Annotated in this window: 20 protein-coding genes; 16 read left to right on the plus strand and 4 right to left on the minus strand. The window is 37.1% G+C overall.

Going from position 1 to position 21893, the window contains the following annotated elements; all coding sequences use genetic code 11:
• The first annotated feature begins 389 nt into the window (after window positions 1-389).
• The 3 genes from ABH966_RS18085 (at window position 390) to ABH966_RS18095 (ending at window position 3845) form a co-directional block, all read left to right on the plus strand.
• Entirely contained in the window at window positions 390-1289 is a 900-nt protein-coding gene (locus ABH966_RS18085) for an EAL domain-containing protein (protein ID WP_370080763.1), read from the plus strand.
• Window positions 1249-2205, plus strand: a complete 957-nt coding sequence (locus ABH966_RS18090) for a GGDEF domain-containing protein (RefSeq protein ID WP_370080765.1) — start codon at window positions 1249-1251, stop codon at window positions 2203-2205. Before ABH966_RS18085 ends, ABH966_RS18090 begins: the two co-directional genes overlap by 41 nt.
• Window positions 2206-2516: 311 nt before the next feature.
• Window positions 2517-3845 (plus strand): L-cystine transporter, encoded by a 1329-nt coding sequence (locus ABH966_RS18095; protein ID WP_370080887.1) that lies wholly within the window; start codon window positions 2517-2519, stop codon window positions 3843-3845.
• A gap of 98 nt (window positions 3846-3943) precedes the next feature.
• Here the strand turns inward: ABH966_RS18095 and ABH966_RS18100 are convergent, their stop codons facing one another.
• From ABH966_RS18100 to ABH966_RS18110, 3 genes are all read right to left on the minus strand, one after another.
• Window positions 3944-4258, minus strand: a complete 315-nt coding sequence (locus tag ABH966_RS18100; RefSeq protein ID WP_370080767.1) for a hypothetical protein — start codon at window positions 4256-4258, stop codon at window positions 3944-3946.
• 322 nt (window positions 4259-4580) lie between these two features.
• Window positions 4581-5135: an SLOG family protein gene (locus ABH966_RS18105; protein ID WP_370080769.1), complete on the minus strand. Its 555-nt coding sequence runs from the start codon at window positions 5133-5135 to the stop codon at window positions 4581-4583.
• Between the two features lie 204 nt (window positions 5136-5339).
• Window positions 5340-6515, minus strand: coding sequence for a DUF418 domain-containing protein (locus tag ABH966_RS18110; protein ID WP_370080771.1), 1176 nt, complete (start codon window positions 6513-6515; stop codon window positions 5340-5342).
• Between the two features lie 103 nt (window positions 6516-6618).
• Between ABH966_RS18110 and ABH966_RS18115 the strand changes: the two genes are divergently transcribed.
• From ABH966_RS18115 to cydS, 12 genes are all read left to right on the plus strand, one after another.
• Window positions 6619-7320 carry a response regulator transcription factor gene (locus ABH966_RS18115; RefSeq protein ID WP_370080773.1) on the plus strand — a complete coding sequence of 234 codons (702 nt, stop codon included), beginning with the start codon at window positions 6619-6621 and terminating at the stop codon, window positions 7318-7320.
• Complete coding sequence (locus ABH966_RS18120) at window positions 7317-8960, plus strand: sensor histidine kinase (protein WP_370080775.1); 1644 nt, start codon at window positions 7317-7319, stop codon at window positions 8958-8960. The genes ABH966_RS18115 and ABH966_RS18120 overlap by 4 nt, the downstream gene beginning before the upstream one ends.
• A gap of 559 nt (window positions 8961-9519) precedes the next feature.
• Window positions 9520-10713 carry an NAD(P)/FAD-dependent oxidoreductase gene (locus ABH966_RS18125; RefSeq protein WP_370080777.1) on the plus strand — a complete coding sequence of 398 codons (1194 nt, stop codon included), beginning with the start codon at window positions 9520-9522 and terminating at the stop codon, window positions 10711-10713.
• Between the two features lie 25 nt (window positions 10714-10738).
• Window positions 10739-11302: a helical membrane plugin domain-containing protein gene (locus ABH966_RS18130; protein ID WP_370080779.1), complete on the plus strand. Its 564-nt coding sequence runs from the start codon at window positions 10739-10741 to the stop codon at window positions 11300-11302.
• A 21-nt stretch (window positions 11303-11323) separates the two neighbouring features.
• Window positions 11324-12730 (plus strand): MBL fold metallo-hydrolase, encoded by a 1407-nt coding sequence (locus tag ABH966_RS18135; protein WP_370080780.1) that lies wholly within the window; start codon window positions 11324-11326, stop codon window positions 12728-12730.
• Between the two features lie 210 nt (window positions 12731-12940).
• Window positions 12941-13279 carry a rhodanese-like domain-containing protein gene (locus ABH966_RS18140; RefSeq protein WP_370080782.1) on the plus strand — a complete coding sequence of 113 codons (339 nt, stop codon included), beginning with the start codon at window positions 12941-12943 and terminating at the stop codon, window positions 13277-13279.
• Window positions 13280-13368: 89 nt separating this feature from the next.
• A complete protein-coding gene (locus ABH966_RS18145) occupies window positions 13369-14406 on the plus strand; it encodes a PAS domain-containing sensor histidine kinase (protein WP_370080784.1) in 1038 nt (345 codons plus the stop codon).
• Complete coding sequence (locus tag ABH966_RS18150) at window positions 14403-15035, plus strand: response regulator (RefSeq protein WP_370080786.1); 633 nt, start codon at window positions 14403-14405, stop codon at window positions 15033-15035. The genes ABH966_RS18145 and ABH966_RS18150 overlap by 4 nt, the downstream gene beginning before the upstream one ends.
• A 459-nt stretch (window positions 15036-15494) precedes the next feature.
• Window positions 15495-16271 carry a sulfite exporter TauE/SafE family protein gene (locus ABH966_RS18155; protein ID WP_370080788.1) on the plus strand — a complete coding sequence of 259 codons (777 nt, stop codon included), beginning with the start codon at window positions 15495-15497 and terminating at the stop codon, window positions 16269-16271.
• Window positions 16272-16400: 129 nt separating this feature from the next.
• On the plus strand, window positions 16401-17744 hold the full coding sequence (locus ABH966_RS18160) for a cytochrome ubiquinol oxidase subunit I (protein WP_370080790.1): 1344 nt from the start codon (window positions 16401-16403) through the stop codon (window positions 17742-17744).
• Window positions 17741-18769 (plus strand): cytochrome d ubiquinol oxidase subunit II, encoded by a 1029-nt coding sequence (locus ABH966_RS18165; protein WP_370080792.1) that lies wholly within the window; start codon window positions 17741-17743, stop codon window positions 18767-18769. Before ABH966_RS18160 ends, ABH966_RS18165 begins: the two co-directional genes overlap by 4 nt.
• 11 nt (window positions 18770-18780) lie before the next feature.
• Window positions 18781-18879: a cytochrome bd oxidase small subunit CydS family protein gene (cydS, locus tag ABH966_RS27080; RefSeq protein WP_386846937.1), complete on the plus strand. Its 99-nt coding sequence runs from the start codon at window positions 18781-18783 to the stop codon at window positions 18877-18879.
• Between the two features lie 132 nt (window positions 18880-19011).
• Here cydS and ABH966_RS18170 read toward each other — a convergent pair whose 3' ends face one another.
• A complete protein-coding gene (locus tag ABH966_RS18170; RefSeq protein WP_370080794.1) occupies window positions 19012-19917 on the minus strand; it encodes a TetR/AcrR family transcriptional regulator in 906 nt (301 codons plus the stop codon).
• A gap of 157 nt (window positions 19918-20074) precedes the next feature.
• Here ABH966_RS18170 and ABH966_RS18175 point away from each other — a divergent pair, with 157 nt between their 5' ends.
• The gene (locus ABH966_RS18175) at window positions 20075-21589 is read left to right on the plus strand and encodes a DHA2 family efflux MFS transporter permease subunit (RefSeq protein ID WP_370080796.1); all 1515 of its coding nucleotides are present in this window, start codon (window positions 20075-20077) and stop codon (window positions 21587-21589) included.
• Window positions 21590-21893: the final 304 nt, after the last annotated feature.

The raw sequence follows: 21893 nt of genomic DNA on the forward strand, positions 1-21893 counted from the left end.
TTTGTTCCGACTAGGCACTTCGTTGGAGATGAGATTTGCGCATCGGGTTATCTGTGACGCTATGAGTGTTTTTACAATTAGCATCCTTAGTTTAAGGAGATGGGTTATTATTTTACTATAAAAATAATAAATTTCTATAAAAGGTAATAAAATACTATTATTACAAGCATACACTATTCACGATATATATCAATCAATTGATTGAATATATCATATATTATGAAAAATATACTACTCTATCAAGTTATTAAGATTACTTTGAATAGAGCAATGTCAACTATTGAAAAGGATTTCTAGTGCTAGAGACACTTGTTTTTACATAAAATTCACAGTGCTTTTACAATGAAAGCGTACAATAAATCTTAATAACCAATTTAAGAGGTGCGAGAATGGAGTCTATTGTGAGACAAAGCATAAAAACAAGTAATTTATTTTCTTATTTAAAGTATTTATACGGGCAGCATCAAAACAATACTCTCTATATAAAACGTTTAAAAGCATTGAAGCAAATTATTCAGGACAAGAGTTTACATACTTATTTTCAACCTATCGTCGATTTACAGACGAGGCAGACAGTTGGTTTTGAGGCACTGAATCGTCCAGAGCCTTCAGAATTGTTTCATAGTGTCGATCAGTTTTATGAATTTGTTGGGCAAATGGACTGCGTATTTTTATTTGAATGCTTTTGTCGTAATCTTTCATTACAGCGTTTCAAAGAACGACTACACGGGGAATGGATGGACAGAAATTTTTTAGTATTTGTCAATATACATCCTAATGTTTTACTAGATAAGAGTTACCATAGTGGTGAAACCTTGCAGCTATTAAAGGACCTTGGCATAAAACCACAGCAGGTAGTGTTTGAGCTAACCGAACGTAGTGCAGTGGTAGATTTTGTGGAGTTTGAACGTGTATTATCGCATTATCGATCACAGGGCTATCGAATTGCAGTGGATGATGTGGGTTCAGGCTATAATAGTTTGAAAACTCTTATTTACTTAAAGCCAGAGTTTATTAAACTAGACCGTTCTTTAATACAATTTATTGATAAAAACAGCGAGCAGCAGCAGCTCGTTACATTGCTGATGAGATACGCAGAGCAAGCTGAAACGAAAATTATTGCAGAAGGTATTGAACGCCAGGAAGAACTTGATTATTTACATACTATTGGAATCCACTACGCACAAGGCTATGCGGTAGGGAAACCCGCAAAGGAATTACATTTGGGGAAAATAAGGATGGGTGACCATGAAGATAGGGGAAGTCATAGAAAATGTTCCTTGTATTGATGAATTTGTGAAAAATATAGAGGTGGATTCACTTTTTACAAGTAATCCGTCTTTACGTAGTGTTGTCGTTGTTCGAGATGACAAACCAATTGGGCATATTACACGTACGCATTTCTATCAAAAAATTGGCACACGCTATGGCTATAATTTGTTTATGGGGCGACATAATCAGCTGATTATAAAAGAGAATCCTTTAATTGTAGATCGCAATATACCTATAACAGAGGTCAGTACATTAGCGATGTCTAGACCTTCAGAGGATCTATATGATGATGTGATTGTAACAAGGAATGACTTGTATTACGGTGTAGTAAGTATTCGGGAGCTACTGTTAAAGCTCGTAGACACACAAGTAGCTATTGCTAGCTTTTTAAATCCTTTAAGTAGTCTTCCTGGCAATAAATTAATAGATGAAAAACTAGAAGAGGCACTAAAGCTACCGCAATATAGTTTAATATATTTTGATTTAGACCATTTTAAATCTTACAATGATACGTATGGTTTTAATAAAGGGGATAAAATTTTACTGTATTTAACTGATATTTTGAAAAGAAATATAGTAGGTACAGAAGATTTTTTAGGACATATTGGTGGAGACGATTTCGTTGCGATTCTTCCGCATTATGAGGCTGCCATGATCTGTCAAAGAATTATTGATGAATTTGATGCATTTATTTTAAGCTTTTATGATGTAGAGGATTTAACATACTTACAAGTACAAAATAGAGCTGGTAAATTAGAGCCTCTATCTTGTACTACGCTATCCATTGCGGTTATTACTAATCAATATCAGCAATTTGAATCTGTTGACCGATTGTCAGATGCGGTGACACGTGTAAAAAAACAATGTAAAAAAATTTCGGGAAGTTGTTATCTCGTTAATGACAATGGGAAAGAAACCTACCTCGTTCATTAGACGAAGTAGGTCAGACTGTGGGCAAGCTCGCCCACAGTCTTTTTTTCATAACGGACGCTTTCCGCGAAGAAGCTCACATGTTCCGTAAGCATTTCTTATTAAATTTGGTTTTTAGGGCATAATCAAAAGAAATAAGCCGCTTTACTTTAGGAAATTATTAATCTAAATAAAACATACTTGAATTATAGGGATTATAGGTATATAATTCGATTACATTATAATTAAACTTCTTAGGAGGCTTTTCATTGTCTACATTACAAATTATTCTTAACGTTGCTGTCTTGCTCGTATTCGTTGGAATTTTATATTTTATGAATAAAAAGCACGTTAAGTTTTCAAATCGTGTATTTACGGCTCTAGGCTTAGGTATTGTACTTGGTCTTGGACTGCATTTAATTTATGGTATTGATTCAGATGTGTTAACTAAAACAACAAGTTGGTACAATATTATTGGTACTGGCTATGTTAAATTACTACAAATGGTTGCGATGCCATTAATTTTTATTTCTATCTTAATTGCCTTTACGAAAATGAAGGTTGGTAAAAACTTCGGAAGAATGGCAGCTCTTATTTTAGCCATTTTAATCGGTACAACTGCTGTATCAGCTGCTGTTGGTATTTTTTCAGCAACAGTATTCGATTTAGATGCTTCTCATATTATGCAAGGTGCTGCAGAAACTGAGCGTGGGGCGTATTTAGAGGAAAAAACTTCTGGATTAACTGCGCCGGATTTACCAACTCAAATTATTGAGTTATTCCCAGCAAATCCATTCTTAGATTTAACAGGTGCTCGTTCTACATCAACAATTGCTGTTGTAATTTTTTCAGCATTCTTAGGTTTTGCTTATTTACGTGTAGCACGTAAGGATGGAGATACTGCAGCTACTATTAAAAAGGGCTTGGATGCCATCTATGCATTAGTAATGGGCGTTGTAACGATTGTCTTACGTTTAACACCGTATGGTATTTTAGCAATTATGGCACGTACAGTTGCGACATCTGATTTCGGGGCAATCTATAACCTAGGTAAGTTTGTTGTAGCGTCTTATGTAGCGCTAATGATCGTGTTTATAGTACACTTACTAATTCTTACTTTAAGTGGTTTAAATCCATTTACGTACTTAAAGAAATCTGCGGAAACATTATTATTTGCCTTCACTTCACGTTCAAGTGCAGGTGCTTTACCAATGAACATTAAAACACAAACAGGTCGTCTTGGTGTACCTGAGGGTATTGCAAACTTCTCGGGCTCATTTGGTCTATCTATTGGTCAAAATGGCTGTGCTGGTGTTTATCCTGCAATGCTAGCGATTATGATTGCACCGACAGTTGGGATTAATCCACTTGATCCAGTGTTTATCATTACAGTTATTGCAGTTGTAGCAGTCAGCTCATTTGGTGTAGCTGGTGTCGGTGGTGGTGCGACATTCGCAGCAATTCTTGTATTATCAGCACTTGATTTACCGATTGCGCTTGCAGGTATATTAATCTCTGTTGAGCCGTTAATTGACATGGGCCGTACTGCACTTAATGTAAGTGGTTCAATGACTGCTGGTGTGACAACAGCACGTATTACAAAAGAATTGGACACTGAAATGTACAATAATAAAGAATTAGGTGCTCAAGTATCTGATTTATAAAAAGACAGAGCTACTCTCATATAGAGGGTAGCTCTTTTTTACGGACATAAAAGTGGGTTGTTATGTAAGAAACAACCCACTTTAATAATATGAAATTTTTATATTATTTTTACATAAAAATCTTTACCGTTTATAATCTCGGGCAGTTCAATGTTGTGATTTGTTTTATAGTAATTATAAATATTATGCGCTAACCCAGAGTGCCCATTTAAATATGTTCCTTTTTTAATCTCCCTACGTGGATTATGGAAATCAAAATACAAGCGAGAATCGTAGCACATTGCATCCAAAATTGCTTTAAACTCTTGTTCTTCAATATGAATCCCACGTGTATATCTGCACTCTCTGCGGTACGTATCATGAGAAACATTCACCGGCGACGACTCAAGAACCATTTCGATTTTTTTACTCAAATGTTAGCAGCTCCTTTTTTAAAATTAGCACCAAAGGGTAGAAAAAAGACTTGAATACTTTTAAAAGCATTGACCTAATTCTTAATATTTATCACCTAAAGTTAGGGATGATATATGATAAAAGGAATACCATTTTAATTTAAGTTGATTAGAGTGGAGACTGGTCGCCCCCAGGAAGCTTTGCTCTGTGCGAAAGCGAAGCGTCAGCAACAAAGCGCCCAGTCGGAACAGAGATCAACCACACGCTATTGTGATGAGCCATGAGTCTATGACTAATATAGTTCAAGTATATAATTATCAGAAAATTATATCAATATTTTCCCTACCAATCTTGTTGCTGTATTTCTTCTGCCACTACTTGTAAATCATAAGCGGTAATCATCAAAAGTGTATATTCGTGTGTTTCCATATATTTTTCTGCTAGACGTTTCATATATTTCGGGGAGCCTTCATTTTCTTCATCATAAATAAGCAGCAGACCATCTGTATTTTGAATTATGAATTTGTCTTTTTCGATAAATTGCCACGGAGCCTCGTATGGTTTTTTCGTTACACTCGTTACGAAGTCCGCTTGAGCTACTAATGCCTGATATTTTTCTTTTTTATGTTCCTGCCAATTTTTCTCCTGCTCTAAAAAAGGAGTGATAACAGAATATTTTAAATGAGGGAATTCCTTTCTTAACATAAGAATAACCTCAGCACCCCATGTTTCTACACCTTGCTGGCCACTAATAATGACCCATTCTAAACCTTCATCGATCAATATACGCAGACGGTTTTCGAGTGCTTTTTTTATGATGGCAATGCCCGGGTGCTTGTCATTAAAAATGCCTAATTCGTGTGGTCTATAGCCAGTAATAATAATTCGCTGTAGCAAAAAAACGCCCCCTAAGCTGTATAGTATGTGTAGTCATAGTATACAGTAGGGGGCGAATGAAAACGAATTCCGAGATATTGTTGTATAGTTGTTCCCAAGTAAAGTTGATTGTTATATTAAAAAGCAAATAGTGTTAAAACGGCAGCTACGGCAGTGCAGATTCCTAAAAACCACCATGTATCTGTAAAGTCCTCTTTGGCGTCACTATTCATGTAAAGTACTTCCTTTCTGTTTTATTTTGATCTGTCCATTCCAAGACCAATTCGTCCATACACGCAGTACAGATTCAAATGGTCCGCGTTTAAATTTCTTGAAGTAGGCAAGGCTGAAAACACATTGCAAGCTATACACGACGATTCCAAATAAAATACCGCCAAACACGCCTAACTTGCCGTATAAGCCTAGACCGTATCCATAAAATACTGTTGTACAAATAATGGTTTGCATTAGATAATTAGTTAATGATAGTTTACCGACACTCTCAAAGGCAGGAGCGAGACGTTGTACAGGGCGGGTTTTATATATTAAAGCTGCAAGGCAGACATAGCCAACTGCTAATAATTCAGACCCACCTGTTAACAGCATTCCGGAAAAATTGCTTTCTATAATAAAACTCAGACTCTTACAAGCTAGTCCTATTGGAACAAGCAGAGCGCCGAGCTTATACCATTTTTTTTCATCTTCCATATTCACAAAAGCTTGCTTTTTAGCAAGCCCCATGCCGAAAAGGGTCAATGCAGAGGTATACATTGGTGCAAGGAAAACTAATAAGAAAAAGACTAATCCTGCATCATCCATGCCCGGAGGTAGATCATTTGCACGGAATTTATAAATGTCTAAGTAGCTCCCGTTAGCGTATACATTGTCGGCTTTTTCTACATAGGTTGCTAACTCTTGCTGTTCTTTTTTAGTTTTTTCTGTGGAACTAAATGATAAGCTAGTAATAAGTAATAAGAAGATACCAGCCCAAATGAATAAAGTTTTCGGTTTACGATTAATAAATGGGATTAAAAACAATATCATAATGCCGTAGGCAAATAAAATATCGCCTTCCCATAAAAACATTGAATGTAGTAAACCTAAAGCAATTAGCCCTGTTGCGCGGCGAAAAATGGACCATCGACTCTTATCTTTTTTTCTACGAATAGATTCTATAAGTTTAATAAGAGAGAAGCCGAATAAAATGGTGAAAATCGGCATAAATGATCCTTCTATAAAGATTTTCACAAAATACCAGGCTCCATTATCGAGGGCGGATAGATCTTTTAGTTCATCTTTGCCATACATGCCAAATTGGAAAATCAACAGATTTGCCATTAAGATGCCAAATAAACTAAATCCACGGATTGTATCTATGAAAGTAACGCGGTTAGTCGTCATTGCAATTCATCTCCTCAATTGGTTATCTTATACATAGTGTAGTTGGTAAAGCTTATGATGAAATGATGACTACCTTAAAGAAATCTTAAAAGAAGGTGATAGCATGCAAGATGCGTCAATTTTAGTATTAGAGGATGAACGTGCAATTGCAGAAATGATAGAAATTATTTTAAGAAAAGAAGGGTTTTTAAACATTACACTTTGCGACACTGTTCAAGAAGCAAAAAAGAAAATAGAAATGAAGGTTTTTGATTTTTATCTATTAGATATTATGCTCCCAGATGGTAGCGGACTTGATATGGCGAATATGATTCGAGAGCAAAGTGAAGCACCTATATTCTTTTTAACTGCAAAAGCTAGTGATGCAGATAAGCTTCGTGGTTTTATGAACGGAGCAGACGATTATATTACGAAGCCGTTTAATCCACTTGAGCTTGTTGCGAGGGTGAAGGTCCAGCTTACAAGATATATAAAGAGAAAAGATGTACCCGAAAGTCATTTATTTTCATGCAGTCGATTTACATTCGATATCGATGCGGCAGAGGTGACTGTAAATGGCACAAAGGAAATTATTAGCGGTAGGCTATTTTATTTATTGAAATATTTATGTGAAAATGCAGGGCAAGTGTTATCGAAGGAGCAAATTTACGAGCGCGTATGGGGTGACTGTTTGTTTGATGATAATACTGTGATGGTGCATATTCGAAAACTGCGAGAAAAAATAGAAAAGAATCCAGGTAAGCCAACCTGCATTATTACTGTGAGGGGTATTGGTTATAAACTTGCTGGAGATGTTTCTTCATGAAGCCAGCTAGAAGATTAACGCTTCGTTTTGTATCTTATTTCATCATTTTTTATTTACTAATCATTACAGGCTTTATTATAAGTTTGGTGTTTTTTGCAATCTTTATCAATCGTCATGTTGGTGACGATATTCATATAATGAGTTCCTCTGAAATTAAAGATGATGCTGTCGTAGAAAAAGGGGAATCTATTAAGATTGCTGATTATTTAGTAAAGCGAGCAGGGGAGAACTTAGGGCAATTATATTTGTTCAATCAATCGATGGACATTGTTGATTACACGGGAGACACATGTGAACTATGTAGTATGACAGATAACGAAAAAATGGCTCTTAAACGGCCAGGAATGCACACGTGGGAGATTCCTAAATATCATTTGTTATTCCTCCCGGCTTTACCTGTTCAGCCGCTTTTTGAGGAAGTAGTTCGGGATTGGAAGGATAAAGGAGAGGTTTCTTTAGAACTGCTCCAGCGTTTACAGGATAAGAAGGCCTCGGTTGAAATCTATAATGAGCAGTGGGATCGTGTAGAAGTCATTGGTGAGCGCTATAAAAAGCTCCATAAGCCTCAATTGCTGGAAGAGAATTACGATATTTTTGAGTATAAAGAGCTTTCGCAAAATGCTTCTTTAGAGGATGGCTCGACACTAGTTGTACGGATGCCCAACCCATCATATAAGCCGTTTGACGAGCCGTTTAATAAAGCGATGGTTTTATTTGTTTCCGTCTTCTTTGGTGGACATATTATATTGTTAATAGGGATTATCTTTTTATCGGTTAGCATTTCCCGTCAATTTGTTCGCCCGCTTGTTTATGTAATATCTCGTATCGAGCTACTAGCTCAGTTCGACTACAGGAAAGTAAGAGATAAAAGTATCCATCATCGGAAGACAGGGAAGTTAAAGAGGAAATTTAAATTATTTCAGCCAGTCGATGAATCGATAAATAATTTATCAAAACGCCTTTCCTCCAATGAAAGGCAAATTAAGCATGCAGAGCAATTACGGGAGGAATGGATAACTGGCTTATCCCATGATTTAAAGACACCGCTAAGCTCTATTTATGGTTATTCCACAATGCTAGCTTCCGAGGACTATGAGTGGACAAAGGAAGAAATGCGCGTCTTTGCAACTACGATGCAGGAGAAGGCGACGTATATGGATGCTCTTATACAAGACTTAACATATACGTATCAATTAAAAAATAAAGCGATACAGCTTGAAAAAGTGCTGTTACCACTCAACGTATGGTTACCTCAATTTGCAGATGAGCAAGTGTCTGTAAAAGTTTATGGGGATGTCATGCTTGAAGCGGACGAGCTTTTATTAAAGCGTATTTTAGATAATCTAATAACCAATGCTAAAAAATATACTCCTGAAGGTACAAAGGTAAACGTAGAAGCGCAAAATATAGGCCAGGAGATTATGCTGACAATCGCCGACCAAGGTCCAGGAATTCCTCAAGAGGAGCTCGATAACCTCTTCGAGCGATATTATCGAGGTACTAATACTACGGACGATGCAACGGGTACAGGTCTGGGATTGGCTATTACTAAGCAGTTAATAGATTTACATGATGGTACCATTAGTGTCCAATCAGGAGCGGAAGGTACAGTCTTTGTAATAAAGTTTAAATGTAAGTAGTAGGTTTTTGCATATCATCAAAAATTGGGGGGCATTTGTGAAAATGAATGCCATGTATATAAGTTGATTGGAGTGGAGACTGGACGACTCCTTGGGGATCAGCGATAGAGGAACGAAGGCTAAAACCATCACATCCTGTGATAACGCCTTCGTGACCAGCATCGTGTTGGCCCGAGACCCTGGAGCGAAGCGGATGTTTTCTGTGCGAAAGCGTAGCGACAGCAACAACAAATGTTTTCTGTAGCGAAAGCAAAGCGTCAGCTACAATTGTTTTATCTGCGCGAAAGCGAAGCGTCAGCGGCAAAACGCCCAGTCGGAACGGAAATCAACTCCACGTTATGGCAATGGCTAGTTTTTTATTGAAGAAGTAAAGTAAAACACTGTTAATTTGGGCAGTACAAGTGATGAAACATTCACCTTGTACTGCCCTTTTTGTAATGTTGACCATTGAAGTGTAAGTTTTTAGGGGATTACCCCTATATGAACGGCTCTCTCTTAAAACTATTATTAAGGTGTAAAAGGTGTATACGAAAGACAGCATGATAAGGAGGATATACACATGAAGACTTCTTTTAAAGTAGTCATCGTTGGAGGAGGAACTGCTGGTATTTCAGTAGCGGCACGCTTACTTCGTCAATCTCATTCGCTTCAAGGGGAGATTGCCATCATAGATCCTGCAGAAAAACATTATTATCAACCACTCTGGACATTGGTGGGAGGTGGTGCAGCAAATAAATGGGACTCTGAACGTGAGATGCTTTCTGTTATCCCTGAAGGAGCTGTTTGGTTAAAAGAGGCTGTTAGTAGTTTTTACCCCAATCAAAACCAGGTAATAACACTAGATGGTACAACATACACGTATGATTTTTTAGTAGTCGCTGGTGGGATAGAAATAAACTGGGGAGCTATTAAAGGGCTGAAAGAGGCACTAGGAACTAAAAGTGTATGCAGTAATTATTCTTTTAAGCATGTGGATTATACGTGGGAAACGATCCGCAATTTTAAAGAGGGAACAGCGTTATTTACACATCCGAATTCGCCAGTAAAATGTGGTGGTGCTCCACAAAAAATTATGCATTTAGCAGAAGACCATTTTAATAGAGTCAATGTTCGCGACAATATTAACGTTATTTTTGGTTCGGCCAATCCAGCTATTTTCGATGTTTTGAAATATCGTGAAGCACTTGAAAAGGTAATAGAGCGGAAAAATATTGATACTCGATTCCGTCGTAATTTGATTGAAATTAAGGCTGATGAAAAAATAGCTATTTTTGAAAATTTAGATACTGGCACAGTAGAAGAAATTAAATACGACATGATTCATGTGACACCTTATATGTGTTCACCTGAGTTTATACGAACAAGTGCATTAGCAGACGAATGTGGCTGGGTAGATGTTGATAAATTTACTTTGCAGCATAAAAAGTTTGGCAATGTGTTTGGGATAGGTGACAATGCCAATCTACCAACATCAAAAACGGGTGCAGCTATTCGCAAGCAAGCTCCTATCGTTGCACAAAATCTTATTGCTTTAATGAGACAACAACCAATGGCGCAAATGTATGATGGCTACTCTTCTTGCCCAATTGTAACAGGCTACAACAAACTAATATTGGCGGAGTTTGATTACAATAAAGAGCCTGTCGAATCTATGCCTTTCAACCAGGCAGTGGAAAGATCCAGTATGTATTTCATGAAAAAGGATTTACTACCTGTTATGTACTGGGATGGGATGCTGAAAGGCACTATGTAATTACGAATGAAGGGAGGCGACAGGCGTGGCTAATGCAACGGTAAGTATGAGCGAGGAATTATATCAATTACTCGAAACGCTTGAAAAACCAGAAGTTCGACACTCTTTACAACGATTGTTGGAAAAATTACCGAATGTAGAGCAAACGATAGACTCAGCAGAAAATGTTGTGGATTTTGGGAAAGCAGTACTAACAGATGAAAAGACATTAAATCGATACGAGCAATTTGTCTCTACTTATAATGTAGGCTCAGAAACGATAACGGCTATTGTGCAGCTAATGGAAAAATTGCCAAAGCTTGTTCAAATCATTCATCAGTTAGAAAACATCGTTGATTTTGTTACAGCAGTACTTCAGGATAAACAAACGACAGACTATACAATGAATAATTTAAAGAGCTATGCCGATCCATATGTTGAAAAAGGAAAGACAGGTTTGGATTTCTTAAAAATGGTACAGCAAAGAGCAGAAGAAAAGCCTCAGCATATTAATGTTTTTTCAATTGTTAAATGGATGAAAGATCCTTCTGTTCAAAAATCACTTAATTATGTCCAATCTGCATTAGATATTTTAAAAGAAAAAAACTAAGTATAAAGGGGAGTTTTACACATGTTATTACGATATTTTTACGATGAAAAATTAGCGCACGCTTCTTATGTTGTGGGATGTCAGGCGAAGGGAGAAATGGTTATCGTTGATCCGATGCGTAACATTGAACCCTATCTTGCATTAGCAGAAAAAGAGAAGATGCAAATTGTTGGAGCGTTAGAAACGCATATCCATGCGGATTTTGTAGCAGGGTCTCGTGAGTTAGCAGACCGTGTTGGAACAAAGATGTATATTTCCGACGAAGGGGATGCTGATTGGAAGTATCAAAATCTAGAAGGTATTCCTCATCAATTATTAAAAGACGGTGATGAATTTACTATAGGTAATCTTATTTTTAAAGTCATGCATACACCAGGACATACGCCAGAAAGTATCTCCTTCTTATTAACGGATCGTGGCGGTGTAGCAGATAAGCCAATGGGGATTTTTACAGGTGACTTTGTCTTTGTAGGTGATATCGGACGCCCTGATTTGTTAGAAAAGGCTGCTGGTATTCAGGGTACATCACTATCTGGTGCAAAAGCGATGTTTTTATCATTAGAACGTTTTAAGGCTTTACCAGATTACATGCAAATATGGCCGGCTCATGGAGCAGGTAGTGCTTGTGGTAAAGCATTAGGAGCTGTACCATCTTCGACAGTTGGGTATGAGAAGCAATTCAGCTGGGCTATGCAATTTGATGATGAACAAAAATTTATTGACGCGTTACTAGATGGTCAACCGGAACCTCCTTATTATTTCGCTGTTATGAAGCGTGTCAATAAAGTAGGAATAGAGCTTATTAAGAACTTACCACCGGTGAAGCTCGTGTCAAGCTATGAAGAGATTACTCAACTTCTTGCAGATGGGAAGCAAGTGATTGATACTAGATCGGCGGAAGATTTCTCGCAAGGATTTATCGCAGGTACACTAAACATCCCTTACAATAATTCAATGACAAATTGGGCTGGTTGGCTAGTAGATTATACAAAGCCATTATATTTACTAATTAATCCTTCCCAACTAGATGATATTTTAATAGCATTACGTTCTATCGGTATCGACAATGTTGTTGGCTATGGAGATGTGACGAAAGTATTGGAAGAGGCTACTTCTCTAGATAGTTATGAAAATATAACTCCTTTAGAAGCAAAGCAGTTAATTGAAAGTGAAAAAGTCCATGTGCTTGATGTGCGTAATCAAACAGAATATGATGCAGGGCATATTGAAAATGCTCAACATATTATGGTTGGTACACTAGCTAGACGTTTAGATGAATTGCAAACAACTAAAAAAATTGTTGTTCAATGCCAAGGTGGTGCTCGTTCTGCAATTGCTGTAAGTGTACTAAAAGCAAATGGCATTCATGACATTGTAAATTTAACGGGTGGCTATATGGCTTGGCAACAAGAGGTAGTGACTAAATAAATGAGGTTGTTCTAAAAGAAAAATAGCATACTAGTAAGTCTAGTCTGCTATTTTTTTTCTTTGCTTAGTACTTCCGAGAGGCATCTTTTGAAGATGATGAGTGGAAATCGTCATTTTAAATCAAAGATTTTAGTAAGGCGTTGTGAGATTCGTCAATGGAAAGTTAAACGGATTTAGACAACCTTTTTTCTCGGTAAAAGGGGTTAAAAAATGATTATTGTAAGTTTGAGTATATTCCTTCTTTTTATTGGTAGAATTATTTATAAACGGCATATCCCGGTGCGGCAAATACAGGAGTGTTTACTACAAGAGTTGAAAGTGGGAATGGTGATAGTAGATGTACGTGATTATAATGATTCTTACAAATCACCTACACCAAATGCATTAAATTTACCAATTGCCTATTTAGTACGTCACATGCATGAACTACCCAAAAAGCCCCTTCATATTATTGCGTCAACACAGCTAGAAAAAAATATGAGTGTTCGTATCATTCGTAAAGCGGGGCATGAAGTGAAGAGTTATAGCATGATGGAAGAAAAAGTATAGGGCAAAGTATGCGGATTAGTAACAAGTAAACCTAAAGCCTCCGGACGTAATTATGCCGAGGTATAATTAATACTAGGAGTGTGTTTAGATTGGAGAAAGAACAGCTGAAAAATAAATATTTACAGCAAATATTTCAATATATTCAAGATGGTATCATCATAATGAATCACAACCGTGAAATTTTAATGATGAATCCCTCAGCGAAGCGGTTATCGGGATGGGAAATAGGAGATCGAGTGCCCTTTTGTTCATTTTGTGAAAATCGTCAAAAATCTCCAAAAGAACATACATGTTATTTAATAGAGCATAATGAGGTTCCCTATTTTTTATCGAAAATGCCGACGTATCATGGGAGTAAGATAGACGTTGAAATGAGCACGGCGCTGATGTATACAGATAGTAAAACAAACGAGCAAGAATTTCTTCTTGTATTGCGCGATCAGACCCTTCAGTTAAAGGAAGAAGAGGCTCGCATTTCAAAGCTAATTATAAAAAAGCTAATTGAGGCAAAAGAGGAAGAACATAAAAGGCTTGCGCAAGAATTACATGATGGCGTTGGTCAGTCATTGTATACAATATCTGTTGCATTGCAAGCGATAGAATCTTATGTCAAAGACAATGAAAAACTAAATACGTATATCGAAGAAGTACGCAATGAGCTAGAGCAAGTAATGAATGATATTAAATTGTATTCCTATCAGCTTCGCCCCCATAGCATAGATCAGTTAGGGATTTCACCTACATTAGACACCCTTGTCGATTCAGTGCAAAAGGTACATCCTGATATTGCTATATCGTTAGAAACAGATTTTGAAGAACGTTGTCATCCATCTGTAGAAATCAATATTTATCGCGTCGTGCAGGAGGCTTTACACAATATTATTAAATATGCAAAAGCTTCTAAAGTCGTCATTCGACTCGAAAAGAAAGCTACAAATTTATCACTCTATATAGAAGATAATGGCGTAGGGTTTGATCTGCAGTACTTGAAAAAAGAAGGGCTCGGTTTAAAGCATATGGAGGAGCGAATTACACTGTTAGGCGGATTTTTTAATATTACTTCGGCTCACAATAAAGGTACACAAATTAGCATTCAAGTACCTAATTGGAAGGATGACTTTAGATGATTCGTGTTTTAGTAGTAGATGATCATGTGCTAATCCGTAAAGGGATTGTTCTTTTATTGGAAAATTATATAGATATAGAGGTTGTAGGTGAAGCGAGTGATGGAGCGGAGGCAATCACTCAGGCAATTTCATTAAACCCAGATGTCATTTTAATGGACGTATCCATTCCGAATGGGTTAGATGGATTTACGGCTACTCAAGAAATTCATAAGCAAATGCCTAACGTGAAAATTATTATGTTAACAATGCACAATGAAGTTGCTTATATTCAAAAAGCGATTGCTGTTGAAGCCCATGGCTATATTTTAAAAAATAGTCAAGGTGGAATTCTCTACGAGGCTATCCATGCCGTATATAGTGGTCGCATATATTACAACGTTGGTATTCCTCAAGAGCAGATGGATAAATTATTTGAACATAAGGGGCATGAAGATCAATGCATTTTAACTGTGCGTGAGCAGGAGATAATGAGGTTAACAGTTCTAGGGTATACGAATATCCAAATTGCTGGGCAGCTATATATTAGTAGTAAAACGGTTGAAAATCATAAATCAAATATTATGCAAAAGCTCAATTTAAGTAATAAAGCTGAGCTTATTCAGTATGGGCTTGCAAATAACTATATGTAACAACTTGTTGCTGTGCAATATGTAATTGAAATATGGCTCTTCGGCAAAATGAAGGGTTGATTTATGTTCCGGCTAGGCGCTTTGTCGCTGCCGCTTTGCTTTCGCTACAAAAAACATTTGTCGCTGCCGCTTCGCTTTCGCGCAGATAAAACATTTGTCGCTGCCGCTTCGCTTTCGCACAGAGCAAAGCTTCCTGGGGGCGTCCGATGAGACCTTGGAGTGCAAGCAAAGCGACGACTAGAATTACGCCAAGGTGAAATTGATGGATACACATTTTTTATAATTATTCCTTTGCCGACAAGCTAAGATCACTTGAAATATGAGTGATCTTTTTTTATTTTTTAGAGATAATTTTTAATATTGTCACAGTGAGTAAGCTAATAGTGGAAAACCCCTATATGTCTGAAATTGCAGCAGGACTATACTGAAAGCACATGAATAAAAGGAGATGCAAGAACGATGGATATTACATTTATAATTGTGATTTTCCTGATTGGATTCGTTGGCTCATTTGTGTCCGGTATGTTGGGCATCGGCGGTTCAATCATTAAATACCCAATGCTACTATATATACCGCCACTTTTTGGTTTAGCAGCATTTTCAGCACATGAAGTTTCAGGAATCAGTGCAGTACAAGTGTTTTTTGCGTCGATTGCAGGCGTTTGGGCATATCGAAAAGGTGGTTACCTTAACAAGCCCCTCATTATTTATATGGGAGGAGCAATTTTAGCCGGTAGCTTTGTTGGGAGCTACGGATCACAGTTTTTATCTGAAAACGGTGTGAATGTCGTATACGGTATTTTAGCCTTGATTGCAGCTGTGATGATGTTTATTCCTAAGAAACAAATTGATGATAAGTCAATGAATGAAGTAACTTTCAACAAGCCTTTAGCTGCAATTTTAGCATTTATTGTTGGGATTGGTTCAGGGATCGTTGGTGCTGCAGGTGGTTTCTTGCTTGTACCGATAATGCTTGTAGTACTTGGGATTCCAACGCGCATGACGATTGCCACTAGCTTAGCTATTACGTTTATCTCATCGATTGGTGGAACAATCGGTAAGTTAATGACAGGACAAGTCGAGTACTATTCCGCAGGTATTATGATAGTGGCAAGTTTACTGGCGGCTCCTCTTGGGGCAAAAGTAGGTAAAAAAATGAATACGAAAATTTTGCAAAGTATTTTGGCCGTACTCATCTTAGCGACAGCGATTAAAATTTGGGTTGATCTATTATGATGAAAAAACAAAAAGTGGTTGCCTATAAGTCACATGAAAAAAAGCTAATAATTATAAGTTTTTTAGTAGCGGGGATAATGTTTCTTTCAATCATTGGAAGAATTTTTGGTACCTAGGAGATGAAATAAAATGAATGATTCAGCTGTAATGTGGAGTCGTGCCTTAACAGAGTTAACATTGTCATTCCATATCGTTTACGCAACAATTGGCGTCGGTATACCTTTAATGATCATGATTGCTCAATGGGTTGGATTAAAAAATAATGACGAGCACTATTTATTACTAGCAAGAAGATGGGCAAGAGGGTTTGTGATTACTGTGGCAATCGGGGTTGTCACTGGTACTGCGATAGGATTGCAGCTATCACTACTATGGCCAAGCTTTATGGAGTTGGCTGGACAGGTGATCGCATTACCATTGTTTATGGAAACATTTGCGTTCTTTGTTGAAGCGATTTTCTTAGGGCTTTATTTATATACATGGGACCGATTCAAAAATCCAAAGAGACATCTATTATTATTGGTCCCAGTAGCTATTGGTGCTTCTATGTCGGCCGTTTTTATTACGATTGTGAATGCCTTTATGAATGCACCGCAGGGCTTTGATCTTGTAGATGGAGAGCTTGTAAATATTCAACCAGTATTAGCAATGCTAAATCCTGCAATGCCAACGAAGGTAGCGCATGTATTAGTAACATCTTATATGACGTCAGCATTTTTATTAGCTTCTATTGCTGCTTATCGTATGCTACGAGGATCGAAGCATGTGTATCATAAAAAAGCATTACATCTTTTATTGAAACTTGGACTAGTATTTTCGCTAGCAGCACTGATTGTAGGTGACTTTTCTGGGAAGTATTTAGCGGAATATCAACCAGAAAAATTAGCTGCTGCTGAATGGCATTTTGAAACAAAAGAGGATGCTTCGCTTATGTTATTTGGAGTATTAGATGGAGAAGAGGTAAAATATGCTATCAAAATACCGTACGCATTGAGTGTATTGGCGCATAATAATCCTTTTGCAGAAGTAAAAGGTTTAGATCAATTTCCTGAGGACGAACAGCCGCCACTTTATATCCATTATTTGTTTGACGTCATGGTAGTTATCGGAACTTTACTAATTGTCGTTGCAGCTATTTATGTGCTAGGTAAGTTGCGAGGGTGGAAGTTTATTTCTTCAAAAAGTTTTAAGAGAATAGTAGTGGCAGGTGGTCCATTATCGCTTATTGCTGTTGAGGCAGGCTGGTGGTTTGCCGAAGTAGGGCGTCAGCCTTGGATACTTCGTGGTTATATGAAAACGGCGGAAGGTGCTACAACAAGTGGCCAAGTCGATACTATGCTAATACTATTTGCAGGGCTGTACATTGTATTAGCGGTAGGAAGTATCGTAGTACTTATTCGTATGTTCCGTAACAATCCGATTGAACGTGAAATTGAAGAACATCAACAAGTGGAAGGATGTGCAGGGCAATGAGCTTAGAGATATTAGGAATTTCGGTACTGTGGTTATTTCTATTCGGCTATGTCATTGTTGCGTCCATAGACTTTGGAGCGGGCTTCTTTAATGCTTATAGTGTCTTAATTGGTAAAGATCATATATTAGCAAATGTTATTAAGCGCTATTTATCTCCGGTGTGGGAAATTACAAATGTCTTCCTTGTATTTTTCTTTGTTGGAACGGTAGGCTTCTTTCCTCAAACGGCTTATTATTATGGCACAATTTTGCTAGTGCCAGTCAGTATCTCATTAATATTAATTGCAATTAGAGGGAGTTATTATGCATTTGAATCCTACGGTGGAAAAGGCGGACATATCGGATATACTATGATGTACGGAATTACTGGTTTATTTATACCTGCATCCCTATCTATTGTATTAACGATATCTGAGGGAGGGTTCGTAAAAATCGTAAACGAAGAACCTCATTTACAAATTGCTAAACTTTTCACCAGTCCGTTAACGTGGTCTATTGTGCTATTAAGTGTAGTGGCAGTTTTGTATATTTCAGCTGTTTTCCTAACATGGTATGGGAAAAGAGCGCGAGATGAACATGCTTCTAATTTAATGAGAAAGTATGCACTCGGTTGGTCTTTGCCGCTCATAATAAGTGTAATAGGGATTATGGTGGAGTTAAAGGGACATGTGCCTGAGCATTACGAAAATATGTTAGATCTGTGGTGGCTTTTCGCGGTTTCAGGTGTGCTATTTCTTATAACGCTAATTCTTTTATTTAAAAAGAAAAACTATGGCATAGCTGTCTTTTTAATGGTTGCCCAATTTGGATTTGCATTCTTCGGTTATGGTATTTCACATTATCCGTATTTACTGTATCCGTATATATCAGTCTATGATAGCTTTACAAATGAAACAATGGCAATTGCATTAGTGATAGCGTTTGTTGGAGGATTGGTTCTACTCATACCTTCACTTTATTTAGTAATGAAATGGTTTGTGTTTGATCGTGATTATGCTTGCGGTAAACATGATCACCATGCATAGGGGGAACTATAATGAATCAATTTATTATTTTGTACGCACCTTTTCTTGTAGTAGCTATTAGCATTGTGATTGGTTTTTGGATAGGACCGAAAGATCGTCAAGTTAAGTAATTGCAGACGCTAATCCTAAGGAGTCTGTTTTATCGTATTAATTAAATAGGATAGAAGCTCAAAAAAAGGGGCTATATGGAAAGTCGTGAGTGTTTGACTTTCTATATAGCTCCTTTTGTTTATGTGGTTAATTTACTTGATGCAACGCTCTGATGGTCGCTCAATTTTTACATAGCGCCATAAGCTATTAGCGATATCACGTGCCTCTTCTGCGTGTTCGGTTCCAACGAATGCTTTACGGAAAGGTGTAAGAAGTGATTCGATGATAAAGAGCTTTGGCTTTTCGCGCTGTAGTTCCTCTAATAAGAATTCCACATACTCTAAGCCTTCCGCTGTTTCATTCTTAGACAATCCTTTTTTAAAGCCTGTTAATTGCTCGATGACCGTTCCCTTATCTACAGTTTTATAGTTCGCGACGTTTTGTATCGTGTTGATCATTTCCGTACTAATGAGGATTTCTTTTGATTCAAGCATAACGGGTATAATTACGCTAATATTGCGTAATGCTACACGTACAATGGCTTCGCGATTTATATATTTATAATCAGCAATTAAGACAGCACGTATTGAAAGGTTAATCATACCAAGTGTTTGCACAGCACATTCGTAGCTAATTGGACTAACTTCTTCTCCGAAAACTTGAACAAGTCGATTGGCAAGCCACTCCAGTTCTTGTAAATGATAGTTTAAAATAATTTTTTTCAGTTCATTATCACGAGAATGGAAAACCGATTCAAAAATTTGAATTAAATTATGTTCTCGATTGACATACATGAGTACCGCAACTTGCTGTGTTAATACTTCCAAATCAGTAGGATCTTTGCCGTAAAGAAGTTCGTGGCGGCGATTACTTGCCTCCTCACGCCCTTCATCTAATATGGCGATTAAGCATTCATTTTTAGAAGAAAAATGATTATAAAATGTACCTTTTGAAATTTTAGCTGCACTGATGATGTCGTTAATCGACGCATCCACGAATCCTTTTTCAATAAAAAGAGCACGAGCAGCAGTAATGATTTGTCTTTTTCTTTTGTTCATAACCTCACCTTTTTTAAAATATTATACTCTTATTCTATAGATAAAACGCCTATATATCAATGTTTTTAAAAAATATAATCTTAATTCTTGAAAAAAGTAGACTGCGAGTATAAAATAAGTTTTATCGAAAAAAACAAGAAAGAATTGAGGGATATAAATGAATAGTGGTCAAACACTGCAAAAGCCCCCCTATGGCATGATTGGTATTTTATTTGTGGGTGCTTTTGTTGCTTTTCTTAATAACACATTGTTAAACGTTGCGTTACCAACAATCATGAAAGATTTTGACATAACGTATTCAAAGGTACAATGGCTAGCAACAGGTTATATGCTTGTAAGTGGTATTTTAGTACCTGCTTCAGCATTCTTCGTAACACGCTTTAAAAATAGACATTTATTTATTGTAGCGATGTCAGTCTTTACAATCGGTACAATTATGGCTGGCTTTGCACCTAACTTCGGTATGTTACTTGCAGGTCGTATGGTGCAAGCAGCAGGTGCCGCAAGTATGTCACCACTTCTAATGAATGTAATGTTAATTAGCTTCCCAAAAGAAAAACGTGGGGCAGCGATGGGGATTTTCGGTTTAGTTATGATTTCTGCACCAGCGATTGGTCCTACATTATCAGGATATATTGTTGAGCACCATGATTGGCGCATGCTATTCCAAATGATTATTCCGTTTGCGGTTATTAGTTTATTATTTGGTATTTGGAAATTAGAAAACGTGATGGAGACACGCAAAGTTCAGTTAGATTTCCCATCAGTACTATTATCAACAGTTGCGTTCGGTGGTATTCTATATGGTTTCAGTACTGCAGGGGATAAGGGCTGGTCAAGTCCTTGGGTATATGGCACAATTTCAGTTGGCCTTCTTGCTTTAATCATCTTCATATTTAAACAACTACGTATGGATCAGCCTTTACTAGAATTACGTATTTATAAATATCCAATGTTTGCATTGGGATCAGCTATCTCGGTTATCGTGTCAATGGCTATGTTCTCGGGTATGATTTTGACACCTGCTTATGTACAATCGATTCGAGGAATTGATCCATTTAAAGCAGGCTTAATGATGCTTCCTGGGGCACTTGTAATGGGGATTATGTCGCCGATTACAGGGAAACTTTTTGATAAATTTGGACCGCGTCTACTAGCGGTTATCGGTTTAACGATTACAACAATTGCGACATTCGGTTTAACAAAGTTAGAATTAGATTCAAGCTATACATTTATCGTGTCTATGTACACAATTCGTATGTTCGGTATGTCAATGGTTATGATGCCAATTATGACAAACGGTTTAAACCAATTACCACAAATGATGAACCCACATGGTACAGCTATTAATAATACTTTACAGCAAGTGGCAGGGGCGATTGGTAGTGCTGTGATGGTAACGTTCATGAATAACCGTACAAAAGCAACAGCCGAAGATTTAATTGCAGAAGCAAAAGCCAATGCAGCGCAATCAGGTGTTGCAGCAACGCCAGAACAAATGCAACAAATGCAGGATCAGATTACACAAACTGCTTTATTAGATGGTATTACACACTCATTCTTAATAGCAGCTTGTGTTACAGTCCTTGCGCTAGTGCTTGCCTTCTTCCTAAAACGTGTAAAAATTGAAAGCTCAGCGGCTTCTATGGATATGAAAAAACCAACTAAATAATTTTGATATATAGACCTGTTAGTAGAATTTTTCTTCTAACAGGTCTTTTATATGATTTATCGATAAATGAGGCAATTTGGGTGATAAATCGTAATTAGTAGTCAATAAACTTAAAAAGTTGGTCGATAAATCAAAAAATGTAGGCGATAAATTTTTACTTATTGCGTATTACATGCAGGATGAAGGGGAAGTTTAAACAGACCAAATAAAAATAAAGTGTTATACAGAGATATTTAAAATGGTGGATGACATTTGTTAAAAAGTACGCCTCATATAAGTTGATTGGGGTGGAGGTTGGGGATTA

The sequence above is a fragment of the Lysinibacillus sp. RC46 genome (assembly GCF_041262385.1).
Taxonomy (GTDB): Bacteria; Bacillota; Bacilli; order Bacillales_A; family Planococcaceae; genus Lysinibacillus.